This window comes from Citrobacter sp. FDAARGOS_156, assembly GCF_001559235.2.
Lineage (GTDB): Bacteria > Pseudomonadota > Gammaproteobacteria > Enterobacterales > Enterobacteriaceae > Citrobacter > Citrobacter youngae.
The window spans coordinates 541,103-563,022 of the sequence record NZ_CP014030.2; the positions used below are offsets into that span (position 1 = coordinate 541,103).

The following is a 21,920-nucleotide window of genomic DNA, read 5'->3' on the forward strand; positions in this document are numbered from 1 at the left end:
CTCCGGTTATAACGCTCAACGTTGGAAATTTGTTCAATTCAGATAAGAAATAGATTATTTATCGGACGTATAGTGCAAAATGTGAGCGGAAGAACATTTTATGCAATTTTTTAGTTGCATGAGCACGCAGGTATCCATAGAATGCGCGCTACTTGATGCCGACTTAGCTCAGTAGGTAGAGCAACTGACTTGTAATCAGTAGGTCACCAGTTCGATTCCGGTAGTCGGCACCATCAAGTCCGGTGGGGTTCCCGAGCGGCCAAAGGGAGCAGACTGTAAATCTGCCGTCACAGACTTCGAAGGTTCGAATCCTTCCCCCACCACCACTTTCTGGCAGCGTTATCGCCGCCTGAGTTGGTTAAAAAATTTAATCAGCTCAAACATAAAAGAGAGAAATCTCTTTTTTGTTACAGAAAGAACTGGGTAGCCGAGTTTCAGGATGCGGGCATCGTATAATGGCTATTACCTCAGCCTTCCAAGCTGATGATGCGGGTTCGATTCCCGCTGCCCGCTCCAGACGTGCTGATATGGCTCAGTTGGTAGAGCGCACCCTTGGTAAGGGTGAGGTCCCCAGTTCGACTCTGGGTATCAGCACCACTTCACTTCTCCCTCCCGTTTCTCTCTGTTTACTTTTAAAAGCATTCAACAGCTCAGGTATATTGCCTGGTTGATGTGGTGATATCACCGATTTATCCGTGTCTTAGAGGGACAATCGATGTCTAAAGAAAAATTTGAACGTACTAAACCGCACGTTAACGTCGGTACTATCGGCCACGTTGACCATGGTAAAACAACGCTGACCGCTGCAATCACTACCGTTCTGGCTAAAACCTACGGCGGTGCTGCTCGCGCATTCGATCAGATCGATAACGCGCCGGAAGAAAAAGCACGTGGTATCACCATCAACACTTCTCACGTTGAATATGACACCCCGACTCGCCACTACGCGCACGTAGACTGCCCGGGCCACGCCGACTATGTTAAAAACATGATCACCGGTGCTGCTCAGATGGATGGCGCGATCCTGGTTGTTGCTGCGACTGACGGCCCGATGCCGCAGACTCGTGAGCACATCCTGCTGGGTCGTCAGGTAGGCGTTCCGTACATCATCGTGTTCCTGAACAAATGCGACATGGTTGATGACGAAGAGCTGCTGGAACTGGTAGAAATGGAAGTTCGTGAACTTCTGTCTCAGTACGATTTCCCGGGCGACGATACGCCGATCGTTCGTGGTTCTGCTCTGAAAGCGCTGGAAGGCGAAGCAGAGTGGGAAGCGAAAATCATCGAACTGGCTGGCTTCCTGGATTCTTACATCCCGGAACCAGAACGTGCTATCGATAAGCCGTTCCTGCTGCCAATCGAAGACGTATTCTCCATCTCCGGTCGTGGTACCGTTGTTACCGGTCGTGTAGAACGCGGTATCATCAAAGTTGGTGAAGAAGTTGAAATCGTTGGTATCAAAGAGACTGCCAAGTCTACCTGTACTGGCGTTGAAATGTTCCGCAAACTGCTGGACGAAGGCCGTGCTGGTGAGAACGTTGGTGTTCTGCTGCGTGGTATCAAACGTGAAGAAATCGAACGTGGTCAGGTACTGGCTAAGCCGGGCTCTATCAAGCCGCACACCAAGTTCGAATCTGAAGTGTACATTCTGTCCAAAGACGAAGGCGGCCGTCATACTCCGTTCTTCAAAGGCTACCGTCCGCAGTTCTACTTCCGTACTACTGACGTGACGGGTACCATCGAACTGCCGGAAGGCGTAGAGATGGTAATGCCGGGCGACAACATCAAAATGGTTGTTACCCTGATCCACCCAATCGCGATGGATGACGGTCTGCGTTTCGCAATCCGTGAAGGCGGCCGTACTGTAGGTGCGGGCGTTGTTGCCAAAGTAATGAGCTAATTGCCGAATAACATTTGACGCAATGCGCAATAAAAGGGCATCATTTGATGCCCTTTTTGCACGCTTTCACACCAGAACCTGGCTCATCAGTGATTTTTTTTGTCATAATCATTGCTGAGACAGGCTCTGAAGAGGGCGTTTAGTCCGAAACGCACCAGAGCATTTCGGTTTGGATCGCCTCGCTTACGCGGGGTGAAAATGTTTGTAGAATACTTCTGACAGGTTGGTTTATGAGTGCGAATACCGAAGCTCAAGGAAGCGGGCGCGGCCTGGAAGCGATGAAGTGGGTTGTTGTCGCTGTATTGCTGCTTGTAGCTATCGTTGGCAACTACCTCTATCGTGACATGATGCTGCCGCTGCGTGCGCTGGCCGTAGTGATTCTGATTGCCGCAGCGGGTGGTGTCGCGCTGTTGACAACAAAAGGTAAAGCGACCGTTGCTTTTGCCCGTGAAGCGAGAACCGAAGTCCGTAAGGTCATTTGGCCAACTCGCCAGGAAACGCTGCACACCACGCTGATCGTTGCTGCGGTCACTGCGGTAATGTCACTGATCCTGTGGGGACTGGATGGTATTCTGGTTCGCCTGGTATCCTTTATCACTGGCCTGAGGTTCTAAGATGTCTGAAGCCCCTAAAAAGCGCTGGTACGTCGTTCAGGCGTTTTCCGGTTTTGAAGGCCGCGTAGCCACATCGCTGCGCGAATATATCAAGTTACAAAATATGGAAGAGCTGTTTGGCGAAGTCATGGTGCCGACCGAAGAAGTGGTCGAAATCCGTGGAGGCCAGCGTCGCAAGAGCGAACGTAAATTCTTCCCGGGCTATGTACTGGTCCAGATGGTGATGAATGATGCAAGCTGGCACCTGGTGCGCAGTGTGCCGCGTGTGATGGGCTTTATCGGCGGTACATCTGACCGTCCGGCGCCGATCAGCGACAAAGAAGTTGATGCGATCATGAACCGTCTGCAGCAGGTTGGCGATAAGCCGCGTCCGAAAACGATGTTTGAACCAGGTGAAATGGTTCGCGTTAGCGACGGTCCGTTTGCTGACTTTAACGGCGTCGTTGAAGAAGTGGACTACGAGAAGTCTCGTCTGAAAGTTTCCGTATCTATCTTCGGTCGTGCGACTCCGGTTGAACTGGACTTCGCTCAGGTTGAAAAAGCCTAATACGCCGATCAAAAAAGCGACGATTTAATCGTTGCAAAAGGCGCGAGATTGGAATACAATTTCGCGCCTTTTGCTTTTATGGATCCTATCCGTAAAACGAATTTAATCACGGGGAGCCTCCTTGAGGCGCTATAACCCAATCAGAGGAATTTAGAATGGCTAAGAAAGTCCAAGCCTATGTCAAGCTGCAGGTTGCAGCTGGTATGGCTAACCCGAGTCCGCCGGTAGGTCCAGCACTGGGTCAACAAGGCGTGAACATCATGGAATTCTGCAAAGCGTTCAACGCTAAGACTGATTCCATGGAAAAAGGTCTGCCGATCCCGGTTGTTATCACCGTTTACGCTGACCGTTCTTTCACTTTCGTTACCAAAACGCCTCCGGCAGCAGTTCTGCTGAAGAAAGCGGCTGGTATCAAGTCTGGTTCCGGCAAGCCGAACAAAGACAAAGTGGGTAAAATTTCCCGCGCTCAGCTGCAGGAAATCGCGCAGACCAAAGCTGCCGACATGACTGGTTCCGACATTGAAGCGATGACTCGCTCCATTGAAGGTACTGCACGTTCCATGGGCCTGGTAGTGGAGGACTAAGAAATGGCTAAACTGACCAAGCGCATGTCCGTGATCCGTGACAAAGTTGATGCTACTAAGCAGTACGACATCAACGAAGCTATCGCTCTGCTGAAAGAGCTGGCCACTGCTAAATTCGTAGAAAGCGTGGACGTTGCTGTTAACCTCGGCATCGACGCTCGTAAATCTGACCAGAACGTACGTGGTGCAACTGTACTGCCGCACGGTACTGGCCGTTCCGTTCGCGTAGCCGTATTTACCCAGGGCGCAAACGCTGAAGCTGCTAAAGCTGCAGGCGCTGAGCTGGTAGGTATGGAAGATCTGGCTGACCAGATCAAGAAAGGCGAAATGAACTTTGACGTTGTTATTGCTTCCCCGGATGCAATGCGCGTTGTTGGCCAGCTGGGTCAGGTTCTGGGTCCGCGCGGCCTGATGCCAAACCCGAAAGTTGGTACTGTAACCCCGAACGTTGCTGAAGCTGTTAAGAACGCTAAAGCGGGTCAGGTTCGTTACCGTAACGACAAAAACGGCATCATCCACACCACCATCGGTAAAGTGGATTTTGACGCTGACAAACTGAAAGAAAACCTGGAAGCTCTGCTGGTTGCGCTGAAAAAAGCAAAACCGACTCAGGCAAAAGGCGTGTACATCAAGAAAGTTAGCATCTCCACCACCATGGGTGCTGGTGTTGCCGTTGATCAGTCCGGTCTGACTGCGACTGTGGCGAACTAATATTCGCCTTTACGTGGGCGGTGATTTTGTCTACAATCTTACCCCCACGTTTCTGTTGAAATAAACAGAACTCTATGCGAGTCATTTGAATTGTAGCAAGGCAGCAATTGAGTGAATCGCTGGGAGTGTAGTTAACTACATGACCGGTGTGAACGAGAGCAGCTAACGCAGCTACGGTTCAAAGGGCGAAGTCATAGACAAGATTTGTTCGTTGGAGCCTGGCCTATCCAGGCCTCCGTCGAAGACCGCAGGTGTTTCGTCAGAAACTTAATGCCCTGCGTAGACGGTGACAGAACGCTAAGATTATTTCTGATACTCTGGCTTGTTTCTGCTCACCGTATTTAGACGCTCTCTCCGTTGGGGAGAGTGAAGTGAGTTCCGGAACATGAGTTCCGGCAAACATCCAGGAGCAAAGCTAATGGCTTTAAATCTTCAAGACAAACAAGCGATTGTTGCTGAAGTCAGCGAAGTAGCCAAAGGCGCGCTGTCTGCAGTAGTTGCGGATTCCCGTGGCGTAACTGTAGATAAAATGACTGAACTGCGTAAAGCAGGTCGTGAAGCTGGCGTATACATGCGTGTTGTTCGTAACACCCTGCTGCGCCGCGTCGTTGAAGGTACTCAGTTCGAGTGCCTGAAAGACACGTTTGTTGGTCCGACCCTGATTGCATACTCTATGGAACACCCGGGCGCTGCTGCTCGTCTGTTCAAAGAGTTCGCGAAAGCGAATGCAAAATTTGAGGTCAAAGCCGCAGCCTTTGAAGGTGAGTTGATCACGGCATCGAACATCGATCGCCTGGCAACCCTGCCGACCTACGAAGAAGCAATTGCACGCCTGATGGCAACCATGAAAGAAGCTTCGGCTGGCAAACTGGTTCGTACTCTGGCTGCTGTACGCGATGCGAAAGAAGCTGCTTAATCGCAGTTATCTTTCTCAAGCATCTGCTTACGTATAAACTTATTCTGATTTTCAGGAACAATTTAAATGTCTATCACTAAAGATCAAATCATTGAAGCAGTATCCGCTATGTCCGTAATGGACGTTGTAGAACTGATTTCTGCAATGGAAGAAAAATTCGGTGTTTCTGCTGCTGCTGCTGTAGCTGTAGCTGCGGGCCCGGCTGAAGCTGCTGAAGAAAAAACTGAATTCGACGTAATTCTGAAAGCTGCTGGCGCTAACAAAGTTGCTGTTATCAAAGCAGTACGTGGCGCAACTGGCCTGGGTCTGAAAGAAGCTAAAGACCTGGTAGAATCTGCACCGGCTGCGCTGAAAGAAGGCGTGAGCAAAGACGACGCAGAAGCACTGAAAAAATCTCTGGAAGAAGCTGGCGCTGAAGTTGAAGTTAAATAAGCCAACTTTTCTGGTTGCAGCCTAAGAAATTAGGCTGATGGCTGGTGACTTTTTAGTCACCAGCCTTTTTGCGCTGTAAGGCGCCAGTAGCATTTCACACTGTTTGACTACTGCTGTGCCTTTCAATGCTTGTTTCTATCGACGCCTTAATATACTGCGACAGAGCGTCAGTTCTGTGTAAATCGCAATGAAATGGTTTAAGCGTGATAGCAACAGGCATTGCGGAAAGTATTCGATTTTCCGGTCAACAAAATAGTGTTGCACAAACTGTCCCTTCGTCGGACAGATGGGTCGACTTGTCAGCGAGCTGAGGAACCCTAATGGTTTACTCCTATACCGAGAAAAAACGTATTCGTAAGGATTTTGGTAAACGTCCACAAGTACTGGACATACCTTATCTCCTTTCTATCCAGCTTGACTCGTTTCAGAAGTTCATCGAGCAAGATCCTGAAGGGCAGTATGGTCTGGAAGCAGCTTTCCGTTCCGTTTTCCCGATTCAGAGCTACAGCGGTAATTCCGAGCTGCAATACGTCAGCTACCGCCTTGGCGAACCGGTGTTTGACGTTCAGGAATGTCAGATCCGTGGCGTGACCTATTCCGCACCGCTGCGCGTAAAACTGCGTCTGGTGATCTACGAGCGCGAAGCGCCGGAAGGCACCGTAAAAGACATTAAAGAACAAGAAGTCTACATGGGCGAAATTCCGCTCATGACTGACAACGGTACCTTTGTTATCAACGGTACTGAGCGTGTTATCGTTTCTCAGCTGCACCGTAGTCCTGGCGTCTTCTTTGACTCCGACAAAGGTAAAACCCACTCTTCGGGTAAAGTGCTGTATAACGCGCGCATCATTCCTTACCGTGGTTCCTGGCTGGACTTCGAATTCGATCCGAAGGACAACCTGTTCGTACGTATTGACCGTCGCCGTAAACTGCCTGCGACCATTATCCTGCGTGCGCTGAACTACACCACTGAGCAGATCCTTGACCTGTTCTTTGAGAAAGTTGTTTTCGAAATTCGTGACAACAAGCTGCAGATGGAACTGGTGCCGGAACGCCTGCGTGGTGAAACCGCCTCCTTTGACATCGAAGCTAACGGCAAAGTGTACGTCGAAAAAGGCCGTCGCATCACTGCGCGCCACATTCGCCAACTGGAAAAAGACGATATCAAACATATCGAAGTTCCGGTTGAATACATTGCTGGTAAAGTTGCGGCTAAAGACTACGTTGACGAATCTACTGGCGAGCTGATCTGCGCAGCTAACATGGAGCTGAGCCTGGATCTGCTGGCTAAGCTGAGCCAGTCTGGCCACAAACGTATCGAAACGCTGTTCACTAACGATCTGGACCACGGTCCGTACATTTCTGAAACTGTACGCGTCGACCCAACTAACGATCGTCTGAGCGCGCTGGTAGAAATCTACCGCATGATGCGCCCTGGTGAGCCGCCGACTCGTGAAGCTGCTGAAAGCCTGTTTGAGAACCTGTTCTTCTCCGAAGACCGCTATGACCTGTCTGCGGTTGGTCGTATGAAGTTCAACCGTTCTCTGCTGCGCGACGAAATCGAAGGTTCCGGTATCCTGAGCAAAGACGACATCATCGAAGTGATGAAGAAGCTCATCGATATCCGTAACGGTAAAGGCGAAGTCGATGATATCGACCACCTCGGCAACCGTCGTATCCGTTCCGTAGGCGAAATGGCGGAAAACCAGTTCCGCGTTGGCCTGGTGCGTGTTGAGCGTGCGGTGAAAGAGCGTCTGTCTCTGGGCGATCTGGATACCCTGATGCCTCAGGATATGATCAACGCCAAGCCGATTTCTGCAGCAGTGAAAGAGTTCTTTGGTTCCAGCCAGCTGTCTCAGTTTATGGACCAGAACAACCCGCTGTCTGAGATTACGCACAAACGTCGTATCTCTGCACTCGGCCCAGGCGGTCTGACCCGTGAGCGTGCAGGCTTCGAAGTTCGAGACGTACACCCGACTCACTACGGTCGCGTATGTCCAATCGAAACGCCTGAAGGTCCGAACATCGGTCTGATCAACTCCCTGTCCGTGTATGCACAGACTAACGAATACGGTTTCCTTGAGACGCCGTACCGTAAAGTGACCGACGGTGTTGTAACTGACGAAATCCACTACCTGTCTGCTATTGAAGAAGGCAACTACGTTATCGCTCAGGCGAACTCCAACCTGGATGACGAAGGGCACTTTGTAGAAGATCTGGTTACCTGCCGTAGCAAAGGCGAATCCAGCTTGTTCAGCCGTGATCAGGTTGACTACATGGACGTATCCACCCAGCAGGTGGTATCCGTCGGTGCGTCCCTGATCCCGTTCCTGGAACACGATGACGCCAACCGTGCATTGATGGGTGCGAACATGCAACGTCAGGCGGTTCCAACTCTGCGCGCTGATAAGCCGCTGGTTGGTACCGGTATGGAACGTGCTGTTGCCGTTGACTCCGGTGTTACTGCTGTTGCTAAACGTGGCGGTACTGTTCAGTACGTGGATGCTTCCCGTATCGTTATCAAAGTTAACGAAGACGAGATGTACCCGGGCGAAGCAGGTATCGACATTTATAACCTGACCAAATACACCCGTTCTAACCAGAACACCTGTATCAACCAGATGCCTTGCGTATCTCTGGGCGAGCCGGTTGAACGTGGTGATGTGCTGGCAGACGGTCCGTCCACCGACCTCGGTGAACTGGCGCTGGGTCAGAACATGCGCGTGGCATTCATGCCATGGAATGGTTACAACTTCGAAGACTCCATCCTCGTATCCGAGCGTGTTGTCCAGGAAGACCGTTTCACCACCATCCACATTCAGGAACTGGCATGTGTGTCCCGTGACACCAAGCTGGGGCCAGAAGAGATCACCGCTGACATCCCGAACGTGGGTGAAGCTGCGCTCTCCAAACTGGATGAATCCGGTATCGTTTATATCGGTGCGGAAGTGACCGGTGGCGACATTCTGGTTGGTAAGGTAACGCCGAAAGGTGAAACCCAGCTGACGCCAGAAGAGAAGCTGCTGCGTGCGATCTTCGGTGAGAAAGCGTCTGACGTTAAAGACTCTTCTCTGCGCGTGCCAAACGGTGTTTCCGGTACGATTATCGACGTTCAGGTCTTTACTCGCGATGGCGTAGAAAAAGACAAACGTGCGCTGGAAATCGAAGAGATGCAGCTGAAGCAGGCGAAAAAAGACCTGTCTGAAGAACTGCAGATCCTCGAAGCTGGCCTGTTCAGCCGTATCTACGCTGTGCTGGTTTCCGGTGGTGTTGAAGCTGAGAAGCTCGACAAACTGCCGCGCGACCGCTGGTTAGAACTCGGCCTGACCGACGAAGAAAAACAGAATCAGCTGGAACAACTGGCTGAGCAGTACGACGAACTGAAACACGAATTCGAGAAAAAACTCGAAGCGAAACGCCGTAAAATCACTCAGGGCGACGATCTGGCACCGGGCGTGCTGAAGATTGTTAAGGTTTATCTGGCGGTTAAACGTCGGATCCAGCCTGGTGATAAGATGGCAGGTCGTCACGGTAACAAGGGTGTAATCTCTAAGATCAACCCGATCGAAGATATGCCACACGATGCTAACGGTACGCCGGTAGATATCGTACTGAACCCGCTGGGCGTACCATCGCGTATGAACATCGGTCAGATCCTTGAAACCCACCTGGGTATGGCTGCAAAAGGTATCGGCGATAAGATCAACGCCATGCTGAAACAGCAGCAGGAAGTCGCGAAACTGCGCGAATTCATCCAGCGTGCTTACGATCTGGGTTCAGATGTTCGTCAGAAAGTTGACCTGAATACCTTCAGTGATGAAGAAGTTCTGCGTCTGGCTGAAAACCTGAAAAAAGGTATGCCGATCGCAACGCCGGTATTCGACGGTGCGAAAGAGTCTGAAATCAAGGAACTGTTACAGCTGGGTGGCCTGCCGACTTCCGGTCAGATCACACTGTTCGACGGTCGTACCGGTGAGCAGTTCGAGCGCCAGGTTACCGTTGGCTACATGTACATGCTGAAACTGAACCACTTGGTTGATGACAAGATGCATGCGCGTTCTACCGGTTCTTACAGCCTGGTTACTCAGCAGCCGCTGGGTGGTAAGGCGCAGTTCGGTGGTCAGCGCTTCGGGGAGATGGAAGTGTGGGCGCTTGAAGCATACGGCGCGGCATACACCCTGCAGGAAATGCTCACCGTTAAGTCTGATGACGTGAACGGCCGTACTAAGATGTATAAAAACATCGTGGACGGCAACCATCAGATGGAACCAGGCATGCCGGAATCCTTCAACGTATTGTTGAAAGAGATTCGTTCGCTGGGTATCAACATCGAGCTGGAAGACGAGTAACTCTCGATCAAACAGGTCACTGGTGCTGGCGTAACAGCCAGCGCCAGATTGTGCTAACTCCGACGGGAGCAAATCCGTGAAAGATTTATTAAAGTTTCTGAAAGCGCAGACTAAAACCGAAGAGTTTGATGCGATCAAAATTGCTCTGGCCTCGCCAGACATGATCCGTTCATGGTCTTTCGGTGAAGTTAAGAAGCCGGAAACCATCAACTACCGTACGTTCAAACCTGAACGTGACGGCCTTTTCTGCGCCCGTATCTTTGGGCCGGTAAAAGACTACGAGTGCCTGTGCGGTAAGTACAAGCGCCTGAAACACCGTGGTGTGATCTGTGAGAAGTGCGGCGTTGAAGTGACCCAGACCAAAGTACGCCGTGAGCGTATGGGCCACATCGAGCTGGCGTCTCCGACCGCTCACATCTGGTTCCTGAAATCTCTGCCGTCCCGTATCGGTTTGCTGCTCGATATGCCGCTGCGTGATATCGAACGTGTACTGTACTTCGAATCTTATGTGGTTATCGAAGGCGGTATGACTAATCTGGAACGTCAACAGATCCTGACTGAAGAGCAGTATCTGGACGCGCTGGAAGAGTTCGGTGACGAATTCGACGCGAAGATGGGTGCGGAAGCAATCCAGGCCCTGCTGAAGAGCATGGATCTGGAGCAAGAGTGTGAAACTCTGCGCGAAGAGCTGAACGAAACTAACTCCGAAACCAAGCGTAAGAAGCTGACCAAGCGTATCAAACTGCTGGAAGCCTTCGTACAGTCTGGCAACAAGCCAGAGTGGATGATCCTGACCGTTCTGCCGGTTCTGCCGCCAGATCTGCGTCCGCTGGTTCCGCTGGATGGTGGTCGTTTCGCAACGTCGGATCTGAACGATCTGTATCGTCGCGTCATTAACCGTAACAACCGTCTGAAGCGTCTGCTGGATCTGGCTGCGCCGGACATCATCGTACGTAACGAAAAACGTATGCTGCAGGAAGCGGTTGACGCCCTGCTGGATAACGGTCGTCGCGGTCGTGCGATCACCGGTTCTAACAAACGTCCTCTGAAATCTTTGGCTGACATGATCAAAGGTAAACAGGGTCGTTTCCGTCAGAACCTGCTCGGTAAGCGTGTTGACTACTCCGGTCGTTCTGTAATCACCGTAGGTCCATACCTGCGTCTGCATCAGTGCGGTCTGCCGAAGAAAATGGCACTGGAACTGTTCAAACCGTTCATTTACGGCAAGCTGGAACTGCGTGGCCTGGCCACCACCATCAAAGCCGCTAAGAAAATGGTTGAGCGTGAAGAAGCTGTCGTTTGGGATATCCTGGACGAAGTTATCCGCGAACACCCGGTACTGCTGAACCGTGCACCAACACTGCACCGTCTGGGTATCCAGGCATTTGAACCGGTACTGATCGAAGGTAAAGCTATCCAGCTGCACCCGCTGGTTTGTGCGGCATATAACGCCGACTTCGATGGTGACCAGATGGCTGTTCACGTACCGCTGACGCTGGAAGCCCAGCTCGAAGCGCGTGCGCTGATGATGTCTACTAACAACATCCTGTCTCCGGCGAACGGCGAACCTATCATCGTTCCGTCTCAGGACGTTGTATTGGGTCTGTACTACATGACCCGTGACTGTGTTAACGCCAAAGGCGAAGGCATGGTGCTGACTGGCCCGAAAGAAGCTGAGCGTATCTATCGCGCAGGTCTGGCCTCTCTGCATGCGCGCGTTAAAGTGCGTATCACTGAATATGAAAAAGATGAAAACGGCGAATTCGTTGCGCACACCAGCCTGAAAGACACGACCGTAGGTCGCGCCATTCTGTGGATGATCGTACCGAAAGGTCTGCCTTTCTCCATCGTCAACCAGGCGCTGGGCAAGAAAGCAATCTCCAAAATGCTGAACACCTGTTACCGCATTCTGGGCCTGAAGCCGACCGTTATCTTCGCTGACCAGACAATGTATACCGGCTTTGCTTATGCAGCGCGTTCCGGTGCATCTGTTGGTATTGATGACATGGTCATCCCAGAGAAGAAACACGAGATCATCTCTGAAGCAGAAGCTGAAGTTGCTGAGATCCAGGAGCAGTTCCAGTCTGGTCTGGTAACCGCGGGCGAACGCTATAACAAAGTTATCGATATCTGGGCTGCGGCGAACGATCGTGTATCCAAAGCGATGATGGATAACCTGCAAACCGAAACCGTTATTAACCGTGACGGCGTAGAAGAGCAGCAGGTTTCCTTCAACAGCATCTACATGATGGCCGACTCCGGTGCGCGTGGTTCTGCAGCACAGATTCGTCAGCTGGCCGGTATGCGTGGTCTGATGGCGAAGCCAGATGGCTCCATCATCGAAACGCCAATCACCGCGAACTTCCGTGAAGGTCTGAACGTACTCCAGTACTTCATCTCTACTCACGGTGCGCGTAAAGGTCTGGCGGATACCGCACTGAAAACAGCGAACTCCGGTTATCTGACTCGTCGTCTGGTTGACGTCGCGCAGGACCTGGTGGTTACTGAAGACGATTGTGGCACGCTGGAAGGCATCACCATGACCCCGGTTATCGAGGGTGGTGACGTTAAAGAGCCGCTGCGCGATCGCGTTCTGGGTCGTGTGACTGCTGAAGACGTGCTGAAGCCGGGTACGGCGGACATTCTGGTTCCACGCAACACGCTGCTGCACGAACAGTGGTGTGATCTGCTGGAAGAGAACTCCGTTGACTCCGTCAAAGTACGTTCCGTCGTATCTTGTGACACCGACTTTGGTGTATGTGCGCACTGCTACGGTCGTGACCTGGCGCGTGGCCACATCATCAACAAAGGTGAAGCAATCGGCGTTATCGCGGCACAGTCCATCGGTGAACCGGGTACACAGCTGACGATGCGTACGTTCCACATCGGTGGTGCGGCATCTCGTGCGGCTGCTGAATCCAGCATCCAGGTGAAAAACAAAGGTAGCATCCGTCTGAGCAATGCGAAGTCGGTTGTGAACTCCAGCGGCAAACTGGTTATCACCTCACGTAACACCGAACTGAAACTGATCGACGAATTCGGCCGTACCAAAGAAAGCTATAAAGTGCCTTACGGCTCCGTTATGGCGAAAGGTGATGGCGAACAGGTTGCTGGCGGCGAAACCGTAGCAAACTGGGATCCGCACACCATGCCGGTTATCACCGAAGTGAGTGGTTTTGTCCGCTTCACTGACATGATCGACGGCCAGACCATTACTCGTCAGACCGACGAGCTGACCGGTCTGTCTTCTCTGGTGGTTCTGGATTCTGCAGAGCGTACTGCGGGCGGTAAAGACCTGCGTCCGGCACTGAAAATTGTTGATGCTCAGGGCAACGACGTTCTGATCCCAGGCACCGATATGCCTGCTCAGTACTTCCTGCCGGGTAAAGCGATTGTTCAGCTGGAAGATGGCGTACAGATCAGTTCTGGTGACACCCTGGCGCGTGTTCCGCAGGAATCCGGCGGTACCAAGGATATCACCGGTGGTCTGCCGCGCGTTGCGGACCTGTTCGAAGCACGTCGTCCGAAAGAGCCGGCAATCCTGGCTGAAATCAGCGGCATCATTTCCTTCGGTAAAGAAACCAAAGGTAAACGTCGTCTGGTTATCACCCCGGTAGACGGTAGCGAACCGTACGAAGAGATGATTCCGAAATGGCGTCAGCTCAACGTGTTCGAAGGTGAACGTGTAGAACGTGGTGACGTTGTTTCCGACGGTCCGGAAGCGCCGCACGATATCCTGCGTCTGCGTGGTGTGCATGCTGTAACTCGTTATATCGTTAACGAAGTTCAGGACGTATACCGTCTGCAGGGTGTTAAGATTAACGATAAACACATCGAAGTTATCGTTCGTCAGATGCTGCGTAAAGCCACCATCGAAAGCGCTGGTAGCTCCGACTTCCTGGAAGGCGAGCAGGTTGAATACTCCCGCGTCAAGATCGCTAACCGCGAGCTGGAAGCGAACGGCAAAGTGGGTGCAACGTTCTCCCGCGATCTGCTGGGTATCACCAAAGCGTCTCTGGCAACCGAGTCCTTCATCTCTGCAGCATCGTTCCAGGAAACCACGCGTGTCCTGACCGAAGCCGCTGTTGCAGGTAAACGTGATGAACTGCGCGGTCTGAAAGAGAACGTAATCGTGGGGCGTCTGATCCCGGCAGGTACCGGTTACGCGTACCACCAGGATCGTATGCGCCGTCGCGCAGCGGGCGAACTGCCAGCTGCTCCGCAGGTGACTGCTGAAGATGCGTCTGCCAGCCTGGCAGAACTGCTGAACGCAGGCCTGGGCGGTTCTGACAACGATTAATCGTTGCCGACCATAATAAAAAACCCGCTTCGGCGGGTTTTTTTATGTCTGTGTTTATGCCTGATGGCGCTGTGCTTATCAGGCCTACGAGGCGACGAAGCTATCCGGCAATGTCATTAATTTACCGGCGGTAAGCGCCGATAAAGCTCAATCATATCTCCCGCCAAATCCTGAATCACCATCGCGTTCATTAGGTGATCCTGCGAATGGACGGTGATGAGATTAACCGGAAGCTTGCCGGTACCTTCGTCAATTCCGATCAGCTGGGTCTGAATTTTATGCGCTTGTTTAACGTACTCGCGTGATTCCGTCATCGCTTGTTCTGCACCGGAGAAATCACCTTTACGCGCCAGTTGCAATGCCGTCAGGGCCTGGCTGCGTGCAGCGCCAGCGTTTACCAATAACTCCATGATGATCGTTTCTAACTCTTCCATACCATCACTCCAGTAGTTTCAGCGCCTTGTCCAGTACGGCATCACCTTTCATCATGCCGTAATCCATCATGTCGATAACGGCGACCTTTTTGCCTAGTGGGTCGGCGATCGCCTGTAGCTTGGCTTGTTCATACTTAACCTGTGGACCGAGCAAAACGATATCCGCTGTAGCGATATTCTCTGCAAACTCGGCCACCGGGACGGCTTTGATAGTGACGTCGACGCCTTTTTTCTGGGCGGCATCTTTCATCCTTTGCACCAGCATGCTGGTGGACATTCCGGCGGCACAGCATAAAACGATGTTTTTCATAAGCAGTCTCGATCAACATGTGTGAGTTGATAATTATCGCGAGCCAGCTATAGCAACAACTGCTTTGCAACGATTGTGTGCAAGGCATCACAAAGAAAGCCGCTTTTTCTGAAACCGGTTACAAAAAGAGGTCAAACCCTGCGATCTGGACCGGGGCCAGCGGCTTTTTGACTCGCTTATCACATGCTGGAATATATAATTACTGTCAATAAAGACATGTTATAAAAAACAGTATTGACAGCGTTTTTTAAACCCGTATGTTAATACTTAACAGCGGAGAAATTGTCATTTGCTGTTAACGTAGTAAGTGTTAGTAGAGCTCGATTGGGGTTTGCGATAAAGGCCACGAAGTATTTTTTGTATGGGATAGTCGATGCTGAACACGCTATTTTTTCACTTCGACAATGCTTTCAGGCCACGTAGTTGATATATCTAATCGCAAAAAATCAGTAAAGCGCGACGATGTAACGCCATGATTTAATAGTAATTATTCGTGATTTCTGCTTTTTTGGTTATCACGAGGGAAATAAGGCAACGCATCAAAGAGTATATGTCGCGAGGGGAAGTGTACTTGTTTAGGTCACCAGCCTTGAGTTCTATTATCAAGCGGGTGGAATGTGTTTAACGGTAAATAGAGGAAAGCTTTAGTTAGTATCAATATCCAATATTATCTGTAGTAAACGTGTACATTTTAAAGTAGTACCATCAGCAGTATTAAATCGTTAAGTTTATTAATGTTAAATTTGAAGTGTGTAGTAACGTAAAGCCCTGACTGCAATAGTCGGGGCTTTTGTTCATTGTAGATCAAGCTGTTATCCAGGATGCTTAGCCGCGTTGGTTCAATATTGCATCACTCAGTGGGTATTAAAAAAATTAATGCTTGCTTAATGATTAGAAGTAGGTCTACTATAGCGGCATCGGTTTGGAACACAGACCTTATGCAAGCAGTTTTAGTAAAGCAGTTCTCAGTTCAAGCGTTATCCTCAGATACTCTTCTTCATGAGCCTCCTCCCTAAGTGCCCCATAAGTTAATTTCTGCAAAACAGGCCATCTTCGCTGCATAAGCGGCTCAAAAACATGAAAGGAAGTATCTATGTCTAACAAAATGACTGGTTTAGTAAAATGGTTTAACCCTGAGAAAGGCTTTGGCTTTATCACCCCTCAGGACGGTAGCAAGGATGTGTTTGTGCATTTCTCCGCTATCCAGAGCAACGATTTTAAAACCTTAGACGAAGGTCAAAAAGTGGAGTTCTCTGTTGAGAACGGCGCTAAAGGTCCGTCTGCTGTTAACGTTATCGCGCTGTAATCGCCGATAATTTCACGAACACTTACGATAGCGATGAAGGCCAGAGCCTGAGCAGTTAAGTGCCAGTGAAGAAAAAACCCGCGAAAGCGGGTTTTTTTGTTTATGCGATAGCGTTGGACTTAGGGCATCTGGGCGGCGCGTCCCAGATAGCTGTCCCAGTCTTTCCACACGGGCTGTAATCCCTGCGCCATCAGTGCTTCAGCAACGGCTTCCGGGCGACGATCGTCGTGCGGGGAGAACTGTTCCAGTTCGGGGTGGTTATCGGCATAACCGCCGGGCTGGGTTTTAGAGAAGGCGCTGACGTTGTTGATCGCCAACGGGATCACATGGTCACGAAACCATGGCGACTCGCGGGTGGAGAGCGACAGCTCAATGTCCGGCGACAGCAAGCGAAATGCACAAATGGTTTGCACCAGCTGGCGTTCATCCATGATTGATGCGGGCTCAACGCCTCCGGTACATGGACGCAGGCGCGGGAAGGAGATGGAGTAGCGACTCTGCCAGTAATGCTGCTGCATCCACAGCAGATGTTCAGCTACCATATAGCAGTCCACCCGCCAGCTGTCGGACAAACCAATCAACGCGCCAAGACCGATTTTGTCGATCCCTGCGCGGCCCAGCCTGTCCGGCGTTTCCAGCCGCCAGAAGAAATCCTGCTTTTTCCCCTTCAGATGGTGGCGGGCGTAAATTCCCTCATGATAGCTCTCCTGATACACCATCACGCCATCCAGCCCCAGCGTCTTCAGCTCCGCATATTCAGCCTCTGACAGCGGCTGTACTTCCATCTGTAAAGAGGCAAACTGGCGGCGAATGGTAGGCAAATGGCGACGAAAGTAATCCATCCCCACTTTGGCCTGATGTTCACCGGTGACCAGTAGCAGATGCTCAAAGCCCAGCTCACGGATAGCCGCACACTCACGTTGTATCTCATCTTCGTCCAGCGTTTTGCGTTTGATACGGTTGCTCATCGAAAAACCGCAGTAGGTGCAGTCGTTGGCACATAGGTTGGAGAGATACAACGGCACGTAAAAGCTCACCGTGTTGCCAAAACGCTGGCGGGTGAGCTTTTGCGCCCGCTGTGCCAGCGGCTCCAGATAGTCGGCGGCGGCAGGGGAGAGCAGCGCCATCAAATCATCGCGGCTAAGCTGTGAAGCGTTGAGGGCGCGTTCCACGTCAGCGGCGGTTTTCCCGTTGATGCGCAGACGGATGTCGTCCCAGTCAAGCTGTCGCCATCGGTCGGTGAAGGTTTTCATGCGAAAGCCTCCAGGAATCCGGTTAACGGGCTGGTGGCCTGCGCGAGCGAACTTTTGCTGCCGGGGACGGCCTGGCGCGCCAGAAGGCCCGCTTCAACTGCCAGACGGAAAGCGGTGCCCATCGTGACCGGGCAGTCCGCCACGGCAATCGCCGTGTTGACCAGCACCGCGTCAGCGCCCATTTCCAGCGCCTGCGCTGCGTGGCTGGGCACGCCGATACCCGCATCGACCACCACCGGCACGGTCGCCTGCTGGATAATAATCTCCAGCATCGCTTTGGTTTCCAGCCCCTGGTTCGAGCCGATAGGCGCGCCGAGCGGCATCACCGCCGCGCAGCCGACCTCTTCCAGCCGCTTGCACAGTACTGGATCCGCGCCGCAGTAGGGCAGCACCACAAAGCCCTGTTTTACCAGCGCTTCGGCGGCCTTCAGCGTTTCAATCGGATCCGGCAATAGCCAGCGGGCATCCGGGTGGATTTCTAATTTCAGCCAGTTTGTGCCCAGCGCTTCACGCGCCAGTTGGGCGGCGAAAATCGCCTCTTCAGCGGTTTTGGCTCCCGAGGTGTTGGGCAGCAGCGTCACGCCCGCGTCGATAAGCGGGGCCAGAATGGCATCGTTATGCTGGCGCAAATCCACGCGCTTCATGGCCAGCGTGACCAGCTGGCTGCCGGAGGCGCGAATCGCCTCGACCATCAGCTGCGATGAGGCAAATTTTCCGGTACCGGTGAACAGATGTGAATCAAACGTTTTGTCGGCAATACGTAACATATCAACCCCCTGCAATAACCTGAAAAAGCAGGATCTGGTCGCCTTCCTGCACGATTTGCTGCTGCCACTGTTCGCGCGGCAGGATCTGCTGATTGAGCGCCAGCGCCGCGCCCGGTTTAAGCTGATTAAGCTCGGTGAGCAGCCCGCTGACGGTTTGTCCCTCGGCGCACTGCATCGGCTCATCATTGAACTGAATCTGCATGTTGCCCTCCACATACCGGGCAGCCATTGGCCCGACGCAGCGCAAGGCTGCGCCACTGGCTGGTTTTACCGTCAAACAGGCGTAACTCGCCGCTGGGCGTCGTAATGCCGCTAAGCAGTTTGATGGCTTCCAGCGCCTGCAAGGTGCCCATCACGCCGACAACCGGGCCGACGATACCGGCGGTACGGCAGTTGCGTTCGGGTTCGACATCATCCGGCCACAGGCAGCGGTAACAACCTTGCTCCCACGGTGGCGTGAGTACCATCAACTGGCCGCCGAAACCGACGGCGCTGGCGGTAACCAAAGGCGTATTCAGCGCCACGCAGGCGGCGTTAATTTCCTGACGCGTGGCCATGTTGTCGGTACAGTCGAGCACCACGTCGGCACGCGCTACCGCATGCCGGAGCGCATCGCCCGTCAGCCTCTGTTCAAGGACGACCAGCTCGCTGTCCGGGTTAAGACGCGCCAGATGGCGTTCCGCTGCCTGCGCTTTCGGGCGAGCAATGTCGTCGGTGGTGAACAATATTTGCCGTTGCAGATTGCTCAGATGAACGTCGTCATCGTCCGCCAGCGTCAGCGTACCGACGCCCGCTCCCGCCAGATACAGCGCGGCAGGCGAGCCTAATCCGCCCAGACCGACAATCAGCACATGGCTGTCGAGTAGCTTTTGTTGGCCCTCAATCGCGATATCGCCGAGCAGGATCTGCCGGCTGTAACGCATAAAGTCGCGGTCATTCATCGCCGACTCCTGCTATGTCGAGCAGTTGCGCCGTGGCTGCCTGCCAGTCGGCCGCCAGGGTGATAGCGCTGACCACGGCAATGCTGCCGACGCCGGTCGCCAGCACCGACGGGGCGCGCTCAAGGCTGATACCGCCAATCGCCACGGTCGGGTAATCTGCCAGTCGTTCAATATGACCTGCCAGCTGAGTCAGCCCCTGCGGGGCGGAAGGCATCTGCTTGGTTTGCGTGGAGAAGACGTGGCCGAGCGCGATATAAGAAGGCTTAGCGGCGAGCGCGACGTCGATCTCCATATCATCGTGGGTGGAAACCCCCAGGCGTAAGCCCGCCGCCTGAATGGCCTTCAGGTCGGTGGTTTCGAGATCTTCCTGGCCCAGATGCACGCCGTAGGCGTTGTGCTTAATCGCCAGCCGCCAATAGTCGTTAATAAACAGGCGGGCGTCATAGCGACGCCCCAGCGCGATGGCGGCGATAACGTCGGCTTCCACCTCTTCATCGCGTTTATCTTTGATACGCAACTGGATCGTGCGCACGCCCGCTGCCAGCAGGCGTTCAATCCATTGCACGCTGTCCACCACCGGGTAAAGCCCGAGGCGGAACGGCACGGTCGGGAAATCAGGCTGGTACATTATGCCTCCTCTTTTTTGAGGTAGATTTCACCGCCTTTGGCGCGGAAGTTCTCCGACATATCTGCCATTCCCACTTCAATAGTCTGCGCGGCGGCGTAGTCGCGTACTTCCTGGCTGATTTTCATCGAGCAGAACTTCGGCCCGCACATGGAGCAGAAGTGGGCGACTTTGCCGGACTCCTGCGGCAGGGTTTCATCGTGATAAGCGCGAGCGGTGAACGGGTCGAGCGCGAGGTTAAACTGGTCTTCCCAGCGGAATTCAAAGCGCGCTTTCGACATCGCGTTATCGCGGATCTGCGCGCCCGGATGGCCTTTGGCCAAATCCGCGGCGTGAGCGGCAATTTTGTAGGTAATCAGCCCCTGCTTCACGTCTTCTTTGTTCGGCAGGCCGAGGTGCTCTTTTGGCGTGACGTAGCACAGCATCGCGCAGCCAAACCAGCCGATCATCGCCGCGCCAATGCCTGAGGTGAAGTGGTCATAGCCCGGCGCGATATCTGTCGTCAACGGCCCTAAGGTGTAGAACGGCGCTTCGTGGCAGCTCTCCAGCTCTTCGGTCATGTTGCGCTGGATCATATGCATCGGCACATGCCCCGGGCCTTCAATCATCACCTGCACGTCGTATTCCCAGGCGATTTTGGTCAGCTCGCCCAGCGTATGCAGTTCGGAGAACTGAGCTTCGTCGTTGGCATCCTGAATCGAACCCGGACGCAGGCCGTCGCCGAGAGAGAGCGAGACGTCGTAGGCGGCGCAAATTTCGCAAATCTCACGGAAATGTTCAAACAGGAAGTTCTCTTTGTGATGCGAGAGGCACCATTTCGCCATGATAGAACCGCCGCGCGAGACAATACCGGTCAGGCGTTTGGCAGTCATCGGCACGTAGCGCAGCAGCACGCCAGCATGAATGGTGAAGTAGTCCACGCCCTGTTCGGCCTGCTCCAGCAGCGTGTCACGGAATGCTTCCCAGGTGAGATCTTCGGCGATCCCGTTGACCTTCTCCAGCGCCTGGTAGATCGGTACGGTGCCGATCGGCACCGGGCTGTTACGCAGGATCCACTCGCGGGTTTCGTGAATATAGCGGCCGGTCGACAGGTCCATCACCGTATCCGCGCCCCAGCGGGTAGACCACACCAGTTTTTCGACCTCTTCTTCGATAGAAGAAGTGACCGCCGAGTTACCGATGTTGGCATTCACCTTCACCAGGAAGTTGCGGCCGATGATCATCGGCTCGGATTCCGGGTGGTTGATATTGGCAGGAATAATCGCCCGGCCCGCAGCGACTTCATCACGCACGAATTCCGGCGTGATATTTTCCGGCAGGCGAGCGCCAAAGTTCATCCCCGGATGCTGGTGGCGCAGTACTTCACTACGAATACGCTCGCGGCCCATGTTTTCACGGATGGCGATAAACTCCATCTCCGGCGTGACAATCCCCTGACGGGCGTAGTGCAATTGGGTCACGCGCTTACCGGCTTTGGCGCGTTTCGGCGTCAGCAGGCCGCTGAAACGCAGCTCGTCCAGGCCATCGTCGGCCAGGCGCTCTTTGGTGTAAGCGGAGCTGCGGTCGTCTAATTCTTCGCTGTCGTTACGCGCCGCAATCCACGGCTGGCGCAGTTTCGCCAGGCCCTGCTGGACGTTAATCTCCACGTCAGGATCGCCATACGGCCCGGAGGTGTCGTACACCGGCACGGCTTCGTTGTCTTCAAATTGCGGATTGTCTTTGCTGCCGCCAATTAGCGTCGGGCTCAGCTGGATTTCGCGCATCGGGATGCGGATATCCGGCTGCGAACCGGTAATATAAATGCGTTTTGAGTTAGGGAAGGCGGTCCCTTCCAGGGTATCGATAAAGTGTTGGGCTTGCGCGCGCTGTTCGCGGCGTGATGGTTTAGTAGTGGCAGACATAGCTCATTCCAAAAAAGTAAGGACGTGGCT

The 21,920-nt window shown here is 53.0% G+C and carries 18 protein-coding genes, 4 tRNA genes and 1 pseudogene; 14 read left to right on the forward strand and 9 right to left on the reverse strand.

Going from position 1 to position 21,920, the window contains the following annotated elements; genetic code table 11:
* Positions 1-57 precede the first annotated feature (57 nt).
* Positions 58-138: pseudogene (locus tag AL515_RS23750) on the reverse strand (hypothetical protein); the annotation flags it as partial.
* Positions 139-157: 19 nt separating this feature from the next.
* Here AL515_RS23750 and AL515_RS02620 point away from each other — a divergent pair.
* The 13 genes from AL515_RS02620 (at position 158) to rpoC (ending at position 14,353) form a co-directional block, all read left to right on the forward strand.
* A tRNA-Thr gene (locus AL515_RS02620) sits at positions 158-233 on the forward strand.
* 8 nt (positions 234-241) lie between these two features.
* A tRNA-Tyr gene (locus AL515_RS02625) sits at positions 242-326 on the forward strand.
* Positions 327-441: 115 nt separating this feature from the next.
* Positions 442-516, forward strand: a tRNA-Gly gene (locus AL515_RS02630).
* A gap of 5 nt (positions 517-521) precedes the next feature.
* Positions 522-597 (forward strand) — tRNA-Thr (locus AL515_RS02635).
* Between the two features lie 118 nt (positions 598-715).
* Positions 716-1,900, forward strand: a complete 1,185-nt coding sequence (gene tuf / locus AL515_RS02640) for an elongation factor Tu (protein ID WP_003031109.1) — start codon at positions 716-718, stop codon at positions 1,898-1,900.
* Positions 1,901-2,130: 230 nt separating this feature from the next.
* Positions 2,131-2,514 carry a preprotein translocase subunit SecE gene (gene secE, locus AL515_RS02645; RefSeq protein ID WP_003033128.1) on the forward strand — a complete coding sequence of 128 codons (384 nt, stop codon included), beginning with the start codon at positions 2,131-2,133 and terminating at the stop codon, positions 2,512-2,514.
* A gap of 1 nt (position 2,515) precedes the next feature.
* Complete coding sequence (gene nusG / locus AL515_RS02650; RefSeq protein WP_003033125.1) at positions 2,516-3,061, forward strand: transcription termination/antitermination protein NusG; 546 nt, start codon at positions 2,516-2,518, stop codon at positions 3,059-3,061.
* 155 nt (positions 3,062-3,216) lie between these two features.
* Positions 3,217-3,645, forward strand: a complete 429-nt coding sequence (gene rplK, locus AL515_RS02655) for a 50S ribosomal protein L11 (protein ID WP_003033122.1) — start codon at positions 3,217-3,219, stop codon at positions 3,643-3,645.
* Positions 3,646-3,648: 3 nt separating this feature from the next.
* Positions 3,649-4,356: a 50S ribosomal protein L1 gene (gene rplA, locus AL515_RS02660; protein WP_005132897.1), complete on the forward strand. Its 708-nt coding sequence runs from the start codon at positions 3,649-3,651 to the stop codon at positions 4,354-4,356.
* 418 nt (positions 4,357-4,774) lie between these two features.
* A complete protein-coding gene (gene rplJ, locus AL515_RS02670) occupies positions 4,775-5,272 on the forward strand; it encodes a 50S ribosomal protein L10 (protein ID WP_005132895.1) in 498 nt (165 codons plus the stop codon).
* Positions 5,273-5,338: 66 nt separating this feature from the next.
* Entirely contained in the window at positions 5,339-5,704 is a 366-nt protein-coding gene (gene rplL / locus AL515_RS02675) for a 50S ribosomal protein L7/L12 (protein ID WP_000028882.1), read from the forward strand.
* A gap of 320 nt (positions 5,705-6,024) precedes the next feature.
* Complete coding sequence (gene rpoB, locus AL515_RS02680) at positions 6,025-10,053, forward strand: DNA-directed RNA polymerase subunit beta (RefSeq protein WP_003033111.1); 4,029 nt, start codon at positions 6,025-6,027, stop codon at positions 10,051-10,053.
* Positions 10,054-10,129: 76 nt separating this feature from the next.
* On the forward strand, positions 10,130-14,353 hold the full coding sequence (gene rpoC, locus AL515_RS02685; RefSeq protein WP_003033107.1) for a DNA-directed RNA polymerase subunit beta': 4,224 nt from the start codon (positions 10,130-10,132) through the stop codon (positions 14,351-14,353).
* A gap of 116 nt (positions 14,354-14,469) precedes the next feature.
* Here rpoC and AL515_RS02690 read toward each other — a convergent pair whose 3' ends face one another.
* Both AL515_RS02690 and AL515_RS02695 read right to left on the reverse strand, forming a co-directional pair.
* On the reverse strand, positions 14,470-14,787 hold the full coding sequence (locus AL515_RS02690; protein ID WP_003033104.1) for a PTS lactose/cellobiose transporter subunit IIA: 318 nt from the start codon (positions 14,785-14,787) through the stop codon (positions 14,470-14,472).
* Positions 14,788-14,791: 4 nt separating this feature from the next.
* Positions 14,792-15,097 carry a PTS sugar transporter subunit IIB gene (locus tag AL515_RS02695; protein ID WP_061066989.1) on the reverse strand — a complete coding sequence of 102 codons (306 nt, stop codon included), beginning with the start codon at positions 15,095-15,097 and terminating at the stop codon, positions 14,792-14,794.
* 1,093 nt (positions 15,098-16,190) lie between these two features.
* On the opposite strand from AL515_RS02695, the gene cspE reads away from it, so the two are divergent.
* Positions 16,191-16,403 carry a transcription antiterminator/RNA stability regulator CspE gene (cspE, locus tag AL515_RS02700; RefSeq protein WP_048214120.1) on the forward strand — a complete coding sequence of 71 codons (213 nt, stop codon included), beginning with the start codon at positions 16,191-16,193 and terminating at the stop codon, positions 16,401-16,403.
* Positions 16,404-16,522: 119 nt separating this feature from the next.
* Here cspE and thiH read toward each other — a convergent pair whose 3' ends face one another.
* The 6 genes from thiH to thiC are packed head-to-tail and all read right to left on the reverse strand — an operon-like array spanning position 16,523 to position 21,890.
* The gene (gene thiH, locus AL515_RS02705) at positions 16,523-17,656 is read right to left on the reverse strand and encodes a 2-iminoacetate synthase ThiH (protein WP_061066990.1); all 1,134 of its coding nucleotides are present in this window, start codon (positions 17,654-17,656) and stop codon (positions 16,523-16,525) included.
* Positions 17,653-18,423, reverse strand: coding sequence for a thiazole synthase (gene thiG, locus AL515_RS02710; protein ID WP_061066991.1), 771 nt, complete (start codon positions 18,421-18,423; stop codon positions 17,653-17,655). The genes thiH and thiG overlap by 4 nt, the downstream gene beginning before the upstream one ends.
* Position 18,424: 1 nt before the next feature.
* Positions 18,425-18,625 (reverse strand): sulfur carrier protein ThiS, encoded by a 201-nt coding sequence (gene thiS, locus AL515_RS02715; protein ID WP_003033088.1) that lies wholly within the window; start codon positions 18,623-18,625, stop codon positions 18,425-18,427.
* Complete coding sequence (locus AL515_RS02720; protein WP_061066992.1) at positions 18,606-19,364, reverse strand: HesA/MoeB/ThiF family protein; 759 nt, start codon at positions 19,362-19,364, stop codon at positions 18,606-18,608. Before AL515_RS02720 ends, thiS begins: the two co-directional genes overlap by 20 nt.
* Entirely contained in the window at positions 19,357-19,992 is a 636-nt protein-coding gene (gene thiE, locus AL515_RS02725) for a thiamine phosphate synthase (RefSeq protein ID WP_061066993.1), read from the reverse strand. Before thiE ends, AL515_RS02720 begins: the two co-directional genes overlap by 8 nt.
* Positions 19,992-21,890, reverse strand: coding sequence for a phosphomethylpyrimidine synthase ThiC (thiC, locus tag AL515_RS02730; RefSeq protein ID WP_003842020.1), 1,899 nt, complete (start codon positions 21,888-21,890; stop codon positions 19,992-19,994). Before thiC ends, thiE begins: the two co-directional genes overlap by 1 nt.
* Positions 21,891-21,920 lie beyond the last annotated feature (30 nt).